The sequence below is a fragment of the Catenuloplanes niger genome (assembly GCF_031458255.1).
Taxonomy (GTDB): domain Bacteria; phylum Actinomycetota; class Actinomycetes; order Mycobacteriales; family Micromonosporaceae; genus Catenuloplanes; species Catenuloplanes niger.
This window is the reverse complement of record NZ_JAVDYC010000001.1, coordinates 5,547,841-5,561,700: the sequence shown is the minus strand read 5'-3', so window position 1 is coordinate 5,561,700 and position 13,860 is coordinate 5,547,841. Positions and strand designations below refer to the sequence as shown.

General features: G+C 71.0%; 12 protein-coding genes. 5 read left to right on the top strand and 7 right to left on the bottom strand.

The genetic code is table 11. The features are described 5' to 3' along the window. Positions 1–35 precede the first annotated feature (35 nt). The 6 genes from J2S44_RS24795 to J2S44_RS24770 form a co-directional block, all read right to left on the bottom strand. Positions 36–1,352, bottom strand: coding sequence for a glutamate-1-semialdehyde 2,1-aminomutase (locus tag J2S44_RS24795; RefSeq protein ID WP_310418504.1), 1,317 nt, complete (start codon positions 1,350–1,352; stop codon positions 36–38). Then, complete coding sequence (locus J2S44_RS24790; protein WP_310418501.1) at positions 1,349–2,299, bottom strand: glycosyltransferase family 2 protein; 951 nt, start codon at positions 2,297–2,299, stop codon at positions 1,349–1,351. The genes J2S44_RS24795 and J2S44_RS24790 overlap by 4 nt, the downstream gene beginning before the upstream one ends. Beyond that, positions 2,296–3,456, bottom strand: a complete 1,161-nt coding sequence (locus J2S44_RS24785; protein ID WP_310418499.1) for a class I SAM-dependent methyltransferase — start codon at positions 3,454–3,456, stop codon at positions 2,296–2,298. The genes J2S44_RS24790 and J2S44_RS24785 overlap by 4 nt, the downstream gene beginning before the upstream one ends. After that, on the bottom strand, positions 3,453–4,487 hold the full coding sequence (locus tag J2S44_RS24780; protein WP_310418496.1) for an NAD-dependent epimerase/dehydratase family protein: 1,035 nt from the start codon (positions 4,485–4,487) through the stop codon (positions 3,453–3,455). Before J2S44_RS24780 ends, J2S44_RS24785 begins: the two co-directional genes overlap by 4 nt. An 89-nt stretch (positions 4,488–4,576) precedes the next feature. Next, complete coding sequence (locus tag J2S44_RS24775) at positions 4,577–5,980, bottom strand: O-antigen ligase family protein (RefSeq protein ID WP_310418493.1); 1,404 nt, start codon at positions 5,978–5,980, stop codon at positions 4,577–4,579. After that, entirely contained in the window at positions 5,977–7,455 is a 1,479-nt protein-coding gene (locus J2S44_RS24770) for a YveK family protein (protein ID WP_310418490.1), read from the bottom strand. Before J2S44_RS24770 ends, J2S44_RS24775 begins: the two co-directional genes overlap by 4 nt. 359 nt (positions 7,456–7,814) lie before the next feature. On the opposite strand from J2S44_RS24770, the gene J2S44_RS24765 reads away from it, so the two are divergent. The 4 genes from J2S44_RS24765 (at position 7,815) to J2S44_RS24750 (ending at position 10,947) form a co-directional block, all read left to right on the top strand. Beyond that, positions 7,815–9,044, top strand: a complete 1,230-nt coding sequence (locus tag J2S44_RS24765; protein ID WP_310418487.1) for a methyltransferase domain-containing protein — start codon at positions 7,815–7,817, stop codon at positions 9,042–9,044. Between the two features lie 39 nt (positions 9,045–9,083). Further along, positions 9,084–9,932 (top strand): sugar phosphate nucleotidyltransferase, encoded by an 849-nt coding sequence (locus J2S44_RS24760; RefSeq protein WP_310418484.1) that lies wholly within the window; start codon positions 9,084–9,086, stop codon positions 9,930–9,932. After that, the gene (locus J2S44_RS24755; protein ID WP_310418481.1) at positions 9,932–10,573 is read left to right on the top strand and encodes a PIG-L deacetylase family protein; all 642 of its coding nucleotides are present in this window, start codon (positions 9,932–9,934) and stop codon (positions 10,571–10,573) included. Before J2S44_RS24760 ends, J2S44_RS24755 begins: the two co-directional genes overlap by 1 nt. Before the next feature lie 197 nt (positions 10,574–10,770). After that, positions 10,771–10,947 carry a hypothetical protein gene (locus J2S44_RS24750; protein WP_310418478.1) on the top strand — a complete coding sequence of 59 codons (177 nt, stop codon included), beginning with the start codon at positions 10,771–10,773 and terminating at the stop codon, positions 10,945–10,947. Between the two features lie 182 nt (positions 10,948–11,129). Here the strand turns inward: J2S44_RS24750 and J2S44_RS24745 are convergent, their stop codons facing one another. Next, on the bottom strand, positions 11,130–12,605 hold the full coding sequence (locus J2S44_RS24745; RefSeq protein ID WP_310418477.1) for a lipopolysaccharide biosynthesis protein: 1,476 nt from the start codon (positions 12,603–12,605) through the stop codon (positions 11,130–11,132). 243 nt (positions 12,606–12,848) lie between these two features. Between J2S44_RS24745 and J2S44_RS24740 the strand changes: the two genes are divergently transcribed. Then, positions 12,849–13,817, top strand: a complete 969-nt coding sequence (locus tag J2S44_RS24740; RefSeq protein WP_310418475.1) for a glycosyltransferase family 2 protein — start codon at positions 12,849–12,851, stop codon at positions 13,815–13,817. The last annotated feature ends 43 nt before the right edge of the window (positions 13,818–13,860 follow it).

The window sequence follows — 13,860 nt, the reverse complement described above, 5'->3', positions numbered from 1 at the left end:
CGAATCGCATCTCGCGGCCCTTTCACGGGGGAATGTCAGTTGTACGGGCGGAAGACCGGTGCGACCGGGCGGCCGCGGAGGAAGCCGTCCACGCTGCCCGCGTCCAGCGCCTTGGCGTAGACGGCGAGGGCGGCGTCGACGGCGTCGACGGTGCGGTCCACGTCGGTGTCGGTGTGGGCGTAGGAGATGCTGAAGGAAGGGGCGATGACGCCGTTGGCGATCAGTTCCTGGAGGAAGAGCGTGCGGTACGGCTGTGAGCGCTCGCCGGACGCGTCCTTCGTGTAGTAGATGAGGTTGCAGTCGCGGCCGAGGACGCCGAAATGGTCGCTGACGCCGTGCCGGGCCGCGGCCTCGGTGACGCCGGCGGCCAGGCGGGCGCCCTGGCGGTAGAGGGTCTCCACGACCGGCTCGGAGGCGTAGGCGTCCAGCACCGCGATCGCGGCGGCCAGCGCGTGGGTCTCGGCGCCGTGCGTGGTGGAGAGCAGGAAGACGCGTTCGCGGTCGTGGCGCAGGCCGCCGAGCTCCATCACGTCGGGGCGGCCGACCAGCGCGGAGATCGCGAAGCCGTTGCCCATCGCCTTGCCGTAGACCGCGAGGTCGCCGGTGACGTCGTGGACGTGCTGGGCGCCGCGGTCGTGCCAGCGGAACCCGGTCAGCGTCTCGTCGACGACCAGCAGCGCGCCGTGCTCGTCGCAGAGCCGGCGGACCGCGGCCAGGAAGCCGGGCGCGGGCGCGGTGGTGGTCTCGGCCTCCAGCACGAGCGCGGCGATCCGGCCCGGGTGCGCCGCGAAGACCGCGGCGACGCTGTCGACGTCGTTGTAGCGGAAGCCGGCGGTGAGCGCGCGCACCGAGGACGGCACGCCGCCGGGCATCGGGGTCGCGCCGATGAACCAGTCGTCGGTGGAGAAGAACGGGTGGTCGGTGCAGATCGCGACCATGTCCCGGCCGGTGTGCGCGCGGGCCAGCTTGACCGCGGCGGTGGTGGCGTCCGAGCCGTGCTTGGCGAACTTGGCCATCGCACCGTCGTGCCGGCCGACCCGGTCGAGCAGGCGTTCGGCGGCCTCGACCTCGATCGCGGCCGGGCGGGTGAAGTTGCTGCCGTGCGGGAGCGCGCGCATGACCGCGTCGACCACCGGCTGGTAGCCGTGCCCGAGCGTGACCGCGCGCAGCCCCATGCCGTACTCGATGAACTCGTTGCCGTCGACGTCCCACACGTGGCAGCCGGCGCCGCGGGCGATGAAGCCGGGCGCGTCCTCCGGGTACTGGTCGTCGCCCTTGGCGTAGGTGTGCGCGCCGCCGGGGATCATGGCGTGCGCGCGTTCCCGCATCTCCCGGGACACGTCGAACCTCATTGCGACTCCTTCTTCAGCGACCCGTCCGGGTTCTCCCACGGCGGCTTCTCCAGCGCGGCTCCGGTGACCCGGCGGCGGAGCTTGCCGAGCCGGATGCGGGCGCGCCGGGACTGCGCGACCGCGCCGAACGTGGCCGCGCTCGACAGCCGGGTGGCCAGCGGCTGGTCGGCCGTGGCCAGGAACGTGCGCATCACGTCCGCGATCAGCACCTGGTGGTCGGCGCCGGGCCGGGCGCGCCGGGCGGCCTTGCGCGCCTTCATCGCCAGGCGTGGCTCGTGGTGGGCCAGCACGTCGGTGCGGTCCCCACCGAACGTCATGGCCGGATGCATCCGGCGATAGAACAACCGCGACGGTACGGCCTGGAAGCGCCCCCGCAGGACCAGTTCCGCGACGATCCGGGCGTCGCTGGACAGGTACTGGCCGAGCAGCCGGGTGTCCCGCAGCGCGTCGGTCCGGATCACGCCGAACAGCTCGTTGAGCAGCGACCAGCGTTGCGCGAAGTGGGCGAGCCGCCGCACCGGGTTCGGGTCGGTCAGGTCGAGCCGGTCGTCCCAGTCGCTGACCCGGTTGCCGTCCGCGTCGATGATCACGGTCTGCGGGTACGCGCACACCACGCCGGGGTCCGCGTCGAGCACGGCCACGCACTCGCGGAGCAGCGACGGGGCCATCAGGTCGTCGTGCGCGGTGAGCCGGAAGTACTCGCCGCGGGCCAGCGACACGACCCGGGCGAAGTTGCCGGCCTCGCCCAGGTTCTCGTCGTTGCGGTAGATCCGGAACCGGGGGTCCCGCGCGGCGTACTCCTGGCAGATCTCCCAGGTCCGGTCCGTCGACCGGTTGTCGCAGACGACGACCTCGAAGTCGGTGAAGTCCTGGGCCAGCACGGACTCGAACGCGAGCGGCAGGTAGCGCTCCACGTTGTACGCGGTGACCCCCAGCGTGACCCTCATGCGATCAGCAGCTCCGCGTCCACGCCGAGCGCGGCCAGCGCGGCGGCGATCTCGGTCCGGTAGGCCGGGTTCGTGATGATCACGGCTGTCGGCCGGAGCGACGTGAGCACGTCCGGCGTCTCGACCCGGTGCGCGGTGACCGGCAGGTAGCGGCCCCACTTGCGCGGGTTCACGTCGACCACGGCCGCGAGCTGCCGGGTGCGGTCCGCGAGCGTCAGGAACTGCACGCCGCGCGAGCCGGCACCCCACATCACCGGGTTCGCGCCCTCGGCCACCAGCGTGGCGATCCGCTGCTCCCAGCGGTCCCGCTCGTCGTGGTGCCGGCGGGCGAAACCGGACACCGCGGCGAGGGTACGGTCGCGGTCCTCGACCTTCGCCGCCGTACCCCCGGACGGGGTCCTGTTGGCGGAGAGTTCGAGGTAGCGGAACATGCCGTGGAAGAACGTGCCGGAGTCCTCGACGGTCCAGCCGGCCCGTTCCGCGATCGTGGTCAGCGCGTACGCGTCGAAGTAGGAGACGTGCGGGTAGATGACCTCCCATCCGGCGGTGGACAGGTCGTAGCCCGCGTCCGGCACCTCGATGTACCCGTGCACGACCCGGTCCCCGGCGCGCTCACGGAGGTCGAGCAGGAACTCGTACGGGTCGTCGACGTGCTCGAACCAGTGCCGCGTGGTGAACAGGTCGAACTCCGGCAGCGCGGCACCGCGCGGCGCGTATCCGCTGTGGAACACCGCGCCCGACGGGTCCGGGCCCTCGGCGCCGGCGTACATCGCGTCGTACCCGTGCCCGGTCGCGCCGCTCACGTGGCACAGCTCCCGGAGGAACTCGCCCTGCCCGCAGCCCACGTCCAGGATCCGCTTGCCGCGCAGGTCGTACCGCTGGGTGAGGCGTTCGCACAGGTCCGCGGAGAACTTCTGGAACGCCGGCGAGTGGTGCAGGTTGGTGTCCATCGTCGTGTCGTAGACCAGCGCCGCGGGGTCGAACGCCACGTTCCGGACGTAGCCGCACCGCGGGCAGGCCGCGAGCGTCATCTGCCCGACCGGGCTGTTCGCCGCCTCGTCCGGGTCGGCCCAGTGCACGCCGCACAGCACCGGGATCTCGCCGAGGTCGCCGAAGACGGCCAGTTCCGCCGCGCCGCAGGCGTCACAGGTTCTCACGCGGCCACCCAGCGCAGCTCGCCGTCCAGCCGGCCGGCCGCGGTCAGCGCGTTGATGTGCTTGAGCCGCTGGTGTCGCGCGCCCATCAGGTCCTCGAGGGCCAGACCGTGCCGGCGGTACGCCTCGACGAGCTGCTCGATGCCCTTCGCGACCGTCCACTGCGGCGCGAACTCCGGCACCTCCGCCGCGACCAGGTCGCAGGTGACCCGGTAGTTGCGCAGGTCGGTGCCGGCGCCCTCGGCGAACGTGACGGTGCCGCCGACCAGGTCCCGCACCAGGTTCGCCACGTCCCGGATCAGGTAGTTCTCCGACGTACGGCCGATGTTGTAGGCCTTGGCGTGGATCCGGGTGCGGTCGACGGACAGCAGCGCCTCGAACGCGGCCGCGATGTCGTCCGCGTGCACCAGCGGGCGCCACGCGGTGCCGTCGCTCTGCAGCCGGACCTGGCCGGTGTGCAGCGCGTGCCCGACCAGGTCGTTGACGACCAGGTCGCCGCGCAGGCGCGGGGAGAAGCCGTACGCGGTGGCGTTGCGCAGGAACGTCGGGGAGAAGTCGTCGTCGGCCAGCTCCAGCAGCCCCTGCTCGGAGAGGTACTTCGACTCGCCGTACGGGGTGACCGGGTTGAAGCCCGCGGTCTCGTCCAGCGGCGCGTCGTCCTCGCCCTTGCCGTAGAGGCTGCACGAGGAGGAGAACAGGAAGCGCGTCGCGCCGGCCTCCTTGGCCGCGCGCGCCAGGCGCAGCGTGGACCGGTGGTTCACCTCGTAGGTGAGGTCCGGGTTCAGGTTGCCGATCGGGTCGTTGCAGATCGCGGCCAGGTGCACGACCGCCTCGATCCGCGCGTCTCGCAGCTGGTCCGCGGTGACGTCGCGCAGGTCGGTGCGGATCGCCGGGACCTCGACCGGCGCCGGGCCGATCAGGCAGTCCGCGAAGAGCCCGACGTCCAGGCCGACGACCTCGTGGCCGGCCGCGACCAGCCGAGGGACGAGCACGCTACCCAGGTACCCCTCGTGTCCGGTGACGAGGACGCGCATGCTGAACTCCAAGGTGTCGTCGTAGAGCTTCCGCAGACACGCTAGCTGCGAAAACGAGGATTTCTCATCGGCTCAACGTTGAGCGAATATCAGTCGTTCGTCAGCCGGGGCGCGGAGCTTCGGACCATTCGGGCCGGGTGTGTGAGACGCCACACCGCGCCGGTCGCGCCGGTCATCAGCGCCAGCATCGTGCTGTACGTGGTGAAGCCCAGCGAATCGAACGTGGCCGCCACGGTCACCGCGATCAGCTGCACCGCGATCAGGCACGCCGCCAGGTGCCGGTCCTCGGGCCGGGTCGCCCGCCGGTAGGCCAGGACGCCCAGCGTCAGCGCGGTCAGGTGCAGCCCCGCCAGCCCGGCCACGCCCAGCACCCCCATGGTGACCAGGTGCTGAAGCCACTCGTTGTCGACGAAGAAGTAGATCGTCGGGATGAACGTGCCCGGCCCGCGGCCGAAGAACGGGCGCTCCGCGAAGTACTGGAAGATGATCGCGTAGTCGTCGGTCCGGCCGGTGATGCTCGGATCGTCCGGCGCGCCGGTGAACATCGACACGATCGTGCCGATCAGGCCCGGTTTGACCGCCATCAGCGCGCCGCCGAGCAGGACGCCGAGCCCGGCCAGGTTGATCCGCACCCGCCAGCTCCAGGCCGGCAGCATCGCCAGCGCGCCGACCACCAGCGCGACGATGCCGGTCCGGGACAGCGTCATCGGGATCGCCGCGCCCATCAGCACGCCGGCCACGACCGCCCACTGCCGGACGACCTTCCGGATGCCGAACATCGCGTAGTGCACCGCGAACGGCAGCAGGATCGCCATCACGGTGCTGAACTCGATGTAGTGCTGCGCCGTGCTCGCCACCCGGAAGAAGCCGTCGCCGCGGGACATGAAGCCCAGCTCCTCGCCGTGGTGCAGGACCAGGCCGGGGACCTTGATGTACTTCGTGACGTCGACCGCGAGACCGGCCTGCAGCAGCCCGATGGCCGCCATCACCATGCCGCACCAGACCGAGATCTTCAGCAGGCTGTCCAGCCGGTCCCGGTTCGAGACGCCGTCCGCGCAGACCAGCAGCACGCCGAGGAACGCGGCGGTGCCGATGATCGCCCGGTCCGCCGCGTTCGCCTCCAGCGACGGCAGGCCGCGCAGGTAGCCGGCCGCGTACGCGGACAGCACGGCGGCGAGGTAGAAGATCGCGGCCCACCGGACCGGCTGCGGGCCGCGCAGCGCGAGCCGCGGGTGCAGCTTGGAGACCAGCCAGCCGAAGAAGAACACCATGCCGAGCAGCAGCGCGGGACGGCCGAGCGAGCTGAGCTGCTGGACGACCAGGTCCTGCGGGAGCAGCAGGTTCAGCATCACGAGCAGGCTGAGCAGGGCGGCGCCGTCGAGCAGGTGCCGGCGACCGCGGGTGGTGTAGGTCGAGCCGACCGTGCCGACGTCCTCGAGCAGCGACGGCTCGAGGTCGACCGGGTGGTGGAGCGTGGCCGGAGGGCTGCTCAAGGCTTCGTGGCCTCGGTCGGCTCGGCCGCCGGACGGGACCACGCGGCGTTGGAGAGCGGCAGCACGATCGTGGCGTCCTCGGGCATCGGGCGCGGCTTGTCGGCGGGCCTGGTGGCCTCGTGCGCGGGCTTCGCGTCCGGCGCGGCCGTGCCACCGGTGCTACCGGTGGTGCCGGTGGTGCCGGTGGTGCCGCCAGAGGCGCTTCCAGCGGCGGGGTTCCCGGCGGTGGGGTTCCCGGCGGCGGTTCCACCCGCGGTTCCGGCGGGCTTCTCGGTGGTCTTCTTCGTCAGGTTGATCTGCACAGCGGGCATCGCGGGGAGCGCCGGCTTCCGCATCGGCGGGCTGTAGGCCGGCGTGGCGCCGGCGGCCGGCGTGGCGGTGGCCGACGCGCCGTTGTTGGAAACACCGCTGCTCGGCGTGCCGTTGCTGGATGCGCCGTTGTTCGGCGTGCCGCTGGACGGCGTGCCGCTGGACGGCGTGCCGCTGGACGGCGTGGTGCCGGTTCGTGCCGTGCCGCCTGGTGCGGTGCCGCCCGGTGTGCTGCTGCCCGGTGCGGTGGCGCCGTTTCGAACCGGCATGGTGCCGTCGCCCCGGCCCGGGGTGGCCGGTGCGGTCGGCGTGGGTCCGGCCTCGGCCGGCCGGCGCTGGCCGTAGACCGCGCCGCTCCCCTTCTTCCCGGGCGCCGCGGACGTCACCTTGACGATCGGGGTGGCCGGGCCGGCGACCACGACCGGCGCGATCCGCTGCGTGCTGGAGATGTCCGCCGCGGAGGCCGGCATCACCGGGGTGACCGGCGCGACCGGCGCGACCGGGCGCGGCGGGATGAGCACCGGCACCGGTGCGGGGATCGCGGCCGCGCCCTCGACCTGGCGGCGGGCCCGGCGGCGGAGCACCGCGTCGACCGAGACGGCCACGCCGATGGTCAGGATCAGGCCGACGCCGAACACCACCACCAGCGCCCGCTTGAGCTTCGTGGTGACCTTCTCGACGCTGTCCGAGTTCTCCAGCGGCAGCGTGGTGATCTTCTCGCCGTCCTGCAGCCGGTAGGCCTCCTGCTTGGTGGCGACCTCCTCCCGTACCACCGTGATCAGCGCGGACAGCGCGTCCCGGGCCTGCCGCTCGGTCGGCGAGACCACCTCGATCGAGATGATCGGCGCGTTCGTGTCCAGCGTGGTGACGGTCCACTCGCCCTGGAATCCCTGCGCGGCCAGCGAGTCGGCCAGCGCCTTGCTCTGCAGCCGGATCAGCGTCGCCTCGGCCAGCGCGGACGGCTCCCAGGGGTTGACCTCCTGGGTCGTACCGATCGCCGCCTGGGTGGAGACAGTCGGCGGGATCAGCGTCACGTTGCCGATCGCCTTGTAGTCCGGCTTCACCACGAGCGCCATCCAGACCATGGCGATCACTGTCAGCAGCAACAGCGGCGCGGTCAGATACCAGCGTCGCCACAGCAGCTTGGCGACATCCGCGAAATCCATGGGGTCCTCTCGAGGCGGGCGAGGATTCGATCGGCCGGAGAATCGTATGAATATTTAAATTCCCCGGACTCCCGATATGCGCACGGGCTGTGGTGCCTTGCTGCCAGAGCGCTCGTCAAAGGAGTCTGACCGCGATTCCGGGTCTTTGGCAACCCTCGACAATTGCGCCGAAAAGGACGTTGTGGCAATCCGGTGACGTTTCGGTGATCTTCTCCATTTCCCGCGACCGTCGCGTGGCACACTTGCGACCGAACACTGCAGGTCACAGGCCTGAGTGACGGATTTCTTACTTCCGGTTCGCATGCCCTGGTACCGCTAATTACCGTTGCCGGGTCCTGGCCGTGATCAAGGTGGGAGTTATGGACGCTATCCCGTGCCGGCTGTGTGGAAACGCACTCACCGAGACGTTTGTCGATCTGGGCATGTCACCGCTCTGCGAAAGCTTTCTCCGTGCCGACCAGATCGACGCGCGGGAGTCCTTCTACCCGTTGCACGTGCGGATCTGTTCCGAGTGCCTTCTGGTGCAACTGCCGGCGTACGTGCCGGGCGAGGACATCTTCAGCGACTACGCGTACTTCTCGTCCTACTCCACCTCCTGGGTCGAGCACGCCCGCCGCTACGCCGAGACGATGACCGAGCGGCTCGGCCTCGGCCCGGACAGCCTGGTCACCGAGGTCGCCAGCAACGACGGCTACCTGCTCCAGCACTTCGTCGCGGCCGGCATCCCGGTGCTCGGCGTCGAGCCGGCCGCGAACATCGCCGCGGTCGCGCGCGAGAAGGGCATCCGTACCGAATCGGAGTTCCTGGGTGCCGACACCGGCGCCGCGCTGGCCGAGCGGTACGGCCGGGCCGACCTGGTCGCCGGCAACAACGTCTACGCGCACATCCCGGACCTGGTCGGATTCAGCGCCGGGCTGGCCGCGCTGGTCAAGCCGGAGGGCCTGGTCACGCTGGAGTTCCCGCACCTGCTGCGGCTGATCGAGCGCAACCAGTTCGACACGATCTACCACGAGCACTACCACTACCTGACGCTGCTGACCGCGCGGCGCGCGCTCGCCACCGCCGGCCTGGCCGTGGTCGACGTGGAGGAACTGTCCAGCCACGGTGGCTCGCTGCGCGTGCACGCGCGGCACGCCGCGGCCGCCGGCGAGCCGTCCACCAACGTCAAGTCCGTGCTCGACGCGGAGGCGGAGGCCGGGCTGCACACGGTCGAGGGCCACAAGGGCTTCGCGAAGGCGGTCTTCCAGGTCAAGCGCGAGCTGGTCGAGTTCCTGCTGACCGCGCGGGCCGAGGGCAAGACCGTGGTCGGGTACGGCGCGCCGGGCAAGGGCAACACGCTGCTCAACCACGCCGGCATCCGGTCCGACCTGCTGGCGTACACGGTCGACCGGAACCCGCACAAGCAGGGCATGTTCCTGCCGGGCACGCACATCCCGATCCACGCGCCGGAGCGCGTCGCGCAGGACAAGCCGGACTACGTGCTGGTACTGCCGTGGAACCTGCGCACGGAGATCAGCAACCAGCTCGCGTACGTCCGGGAATGGGGTGGCCGTCTGGTCTTCCCGATCCCGCACCTCGATGTGGTCTGACGGTTTCTCGGTGAGCTTCGGAACGAAAGGCAGTACAGCGTGAAGGTCGTCCTCTTCTGCGGTGGTTTCGGCATGCGCATGCGGGAAGGCGCCGCCTCGGCCCCCAAGCCGATGCAGCTGATCGGCGACCGCCCCCTGCTCTGGCACGTGATGCGGTACTACGCCCACTTCGGGCACAAGGACTTCATCCTCTGCCTGGGCTACGGCGCGGCCGCGGTCAAGGACTACTTCCTCCGGTACGACGAGACGATCTCCAACGACTTCACGCTGACCGGTGGCGGCCGGGACATCCGGATGTTCTCCACCGACATCAGCGACTGGAACATCACGTTCATCGACACCGGCCTGCGCGCCACCATCGGCGAGCGGCTGATGAAGGTCCGCGAGCACGTCCAGGACGAGGAGATCTTCCTGGCCAACTACGCGGACACGCTGACCGCCTCGGACCTGGACACCTCCGTCGCGTCGTTCCGCGACAGCGGCGCCGTGGTCAGCATGCTCGCGGTCCCGCCGGTCTCCACCCACCACGTGGTCGAGATGGGCGACAACGGCCTGGTCACCCGCGTCCGCGAGGTCCGCGACCTGATGCAGTACGAGAACGGCGGATTCTTCGTGATGAAGCCGGACATCTTCGAGTACCTGCACGAGGGCGAGGACATGGTCCCGCACGCGTTCGACCGGCTGATCCCCCAGGGCAAACTGCAGGCCCAGCGGTACGACGGGTTCTGGCGCGCCGCGGACACGTTCAAGGACCGCGCCGAACTGGAGGAGATGTTCGCCCGCGGCGACTGCCCGTGGATGCTCTGGGACGACAACCGCAACGGCGTCGCGCGCAAGCTCATCATCCCGGGCCAGCCCACCCGGGCCTCGTCGCTCGTGGCGGGCTGATGCGCCCGCTCGCGCTCACCGGCATCCGCTCGCTGGTCGCGCTCGGCGCCCACCCCGACGACATCGAGATCGCCGCCGGCGGCCTGCTCCTGCAGGTCGCCGCCGCGAACCCCGGCCTCGCGGTCCGCTACGTGCTGGCCACCGGCACCCCGGCCCGCCAGGCCGAGGCCCGCGCCGCCGCCGCCGCGTTCCTCCCCGGCGCCGACCTCACCTTCGACCTCGGCACGCTCCCCGACGGCCGCCTCCCCGCGCACTGGGACACGGTCAAGACCCAGATCGAGCGCACCGCCCGCGACACCACCCCCGACCTGGTCGTCGCCCCCTGGTCCGGCGACGCCCACCAGGACCATCGCCTGCTCGGCGAACTCGCCCCCACCGCGTTCCGCGACGCCCTCGTCCTCAACTACGAGATCCCCAAGTGGGACGGCGACCTCGGCCGCCCCACCGTCTACGTCCCCATGCCCGACGCCGTCGCCCACCACAAGGTCGCGCTCCTCCACGAACACTTCCCCTCCCAGTCCCCCCGCGACTGGTGGGACGACGAGGTGTTTCTCGGACTCGCGCGCATTCGCGGCGTAGAGTGCCGCACGCGTTACGCTGAGGCGTTCCATGCGCAAAAACTCACGCTGACGATTCCCTAGCGGACGGCCGGACGGTTCATACCGTCCCGCGAACCGGCAATTGCGCGACTCCGCACCTCCGCCGGGCACCCGGAACCGGTAGCGTATGCACTCGTCTTGCCGCTTCTCGGAGGAGCCGTACGCGTGCCGTCACGAGCCAGGCACGCCGAATGGCAATATAGGGACGTAAAGTGCGCAATACACCAGGAGTGGCCTTCGTGAACACCGTCGACCCTGTCCGGGATACCGAGACAGCGCTCCGTGATGTCCGTGACCTGCCGATCGGCGAGCTCCTGGCGTCTGCTACCCCTGAACTCGACAGCGCCCTCGGCGTCGTGCTGAGCGAGCTGTCCACGTCCCAAGAGAGCCTGGCCGCCTTCGGCAACGCGCCGTAACGCCGCCCGCGAGGACCACGCCGGCGCCGCTCCACCCGGGGAGCGGCGCTTTTGCTGCGTCGAAATGACGCGGTTCAGCGCCGCTATTCACGCGTACCGCGATCAGACAGTTCCGTGACCTCACAACCTGACAGATTTTGACGCCGGTTGGCATCGGCGGCGAGGTCGGCGGTCCCGGCATGTCAGGCGCGGCGCAGAAGTGATGTCGCGAGGCGGCGTAGCCGGGGGTCCAGGGCGAGCAGCAGGATCACCACCGTGGCCACGGCCGCGCAGCCGGTCAGCAGGAGGCCGAGGACGACGTGGGTGTCGCCCGGCAGCAGGGACTCCACCAGCAGGCCGGTGCCGAGGGCGGTCAGGCCGGCGGCGAACGGCGGCAGTGACGGCAGCAGGACCGTGCGGGCCTTCAGGCGCAGCACCCGGTAGAGCGCCACCCACGCGTACACCAGCGTCATCGTGCCCTGGACCGCGAACACCGTCCAGGCGATCGCCAGGACCTGGGTCGGGACCGGGGCGTCGCGCATCCACAGGCCGACGGCGACGATCGAGGTGGCGGCGGCCGCCGCCTCGACCCAGCCGATGACCGCGCCGACGCCGGGGCGGCCGGCGGCCTGGACGGCCGGGGTCAGGATGCTGCCGATCATCGTGATGGCGCCGGTCGCGCACAGCACCCGCAGCGCGCCCGCGGCCGGTTCCCATTCCTCGCCGACCAGCCGCAGCAGCGGGCCCGCGGTCGCGGCGAGCACGCCCAGCGCCGGATACATGATCAGCGCGGCGGCGTGCAGGAACTGGCCCAGCCGCCGCCCGAACGCCGCCCGGTCGTCCGTCAGCCGGGAGAGGTCGGCCAGTGAGACCTGGCCGATGCCGCCGGCCGCGACGCTGTTGACCATCTCGACGATCCGTACCGCGAAGCGGTACAGCCCGATCGCGGCCGGGCCGAAGAACGCGCCCATCACCAGCGCGTCGATGCGGCTGGAGACGAAGAACGCGGTGACCTCCGACAGCGAGTGCAGCGAGAAGCGCCGCAGGTCGCGCAGGGCCGGGCCGATGCCGCCGCGCCGGGGGCGCCATTCGGTGACGGTCCAGACGACCGCGACGGTCAGCGCGGACATGGTGATCTGCTGCACCGCGTACGCCCACACGCCGAGCCCGGCGACCGCCGCGCCGACGCCCAGCACGCCGGAGATCGACGCGACCGTGAGCACCCGCAGCGAGATGCGCTTCATGTCCATCCGGCGGCGCAGGATCGCGTCCGGGAGCACGGCGAGCGCGTTGAGCACGATCACCGGCGCGAGCGCCCAGCACACGTACGCGAGCCGGGGGGTGCCGTTCCAGAGCGCCCACAGCGGCGCGATCGCGGCGAGCAGGCCGGCGAACACCGTGGCCAGCCCGAGCGTGCTCCAGAACGCGGCGTCGAAGTGCCGGTCGGTGACGTCCTCGCGCTGGATCACCGCCTGCGCCGGTCCGTGCTGCATGAGCATCTGCGCGAACGTCACCCAGACCAGCGCGAGCGCCATCACGCCGAACTCGGCGGGCGGCACGAACGCGGCCATCACGAACGTCACGACGCCGGTCACCGCGAAGTTACCGCCGGTGAGCACGTAGGACCAGATCACGGCTCGGCGGACGGTTCCGCTGCTGTGCGGCCCAGCTTCAGTCATCGAGCGGCTCCCAGCAGCGAAAACGTACGACGGCAAGCAGTTGATCTTAAGAGGGAAATCGGGGAAACCGCAGGTCCGCTGGCGGTTCGGGGGCGGACTGCGGCCCCGGGTCGCGAATCGCCGGGGCCGAACGGCCAGGACCACCGCAGAAACCCGACAGACCGGCCGGTACGGGGGTTCCGGTAACTAGGAATTGCCTGGTAGAAACCATCGCACCCACCCCAACGCGAGGAGGCCGCGCGGATGCCCCGGCTCGGTATCGGTCTGCCCGTCCACAACGGTGAGAGGTACCTGCCGTCGGTGCTGGACTGCCTGCGCCGCCAGACGTTCACCGACTTCGTGGTCACGGTCTGTGACAACGCGTCGACGGACGCGACCGCGCGGATCGTCCGGGCCGTGGCGGCCGAGGACCCGCGCTTCCGCTACGTGCGCAACGAGACCAACATCGGCGCGCCCGGCAACTTCAACCGCGTCTTCGCGCTCAGCGACGCGGAGCTGTACGCGTGGGTGGCCGCGGACGACGAGTACGACCCGGCCTACTTCCAGCGCTGCGTCGAGCTGCTCGACCAGCGGCCGGACGCGATCGGCGCGTTCACCAAGGTCCGCCTGATCGACGAGGCCGGTACGCCGCTGGGCGTCCCGGACGAGCTGATCCGGCTGGACGATCCGGACCCGGCCGTGCGCTTCGGCGACCTGGCGTCGTTCCGGCACTCCTGCTTCAGTGTGTTCGGCGTCTACCGGCGCGCCGCGATCGCGCGCACCCGCGGCCTGCTGCCGTTCTGGAACGCGGACCGGGTGCTGCTCGCGGAACTGGCGCTGCAGGGACCGGTCGCGGTCTACCCGGCGCCGCTCTACCGGAACCGCCAGCACACCAGCCGGCTCACCTCCCGGGCCGCGCGGCGCGACATCCGCGACTACACGTCGGAGCCGGCGCCACGCGCGCTGACCTGGTATTACGCGAGTCAGCTGTGGAAGGCGATCCAGGCCGCGGACCTCGACGAGGCACAGCGCCGCCGGCTTCAGCGCGCGTTCGCCGGCTGGACCGTGCAGAACCCGGGCAAGCTCGCGAGAAGCGCGGTGCGCGGCGCGCTGGAGAGCGCCCGCGACCTGCGGCCGGTGCGCCGTGGCGGCGCCGCGATCAGCGGTGGCATGGGCCTGAGCTGGGCGACGCTCGAGCTGGCCTCCGCGCTGCCGTCCGGCCTGGGTTTCTGAGCGCCGAAACGCGGACCCCGGACCGCGGAACCGTTTTCCCGCT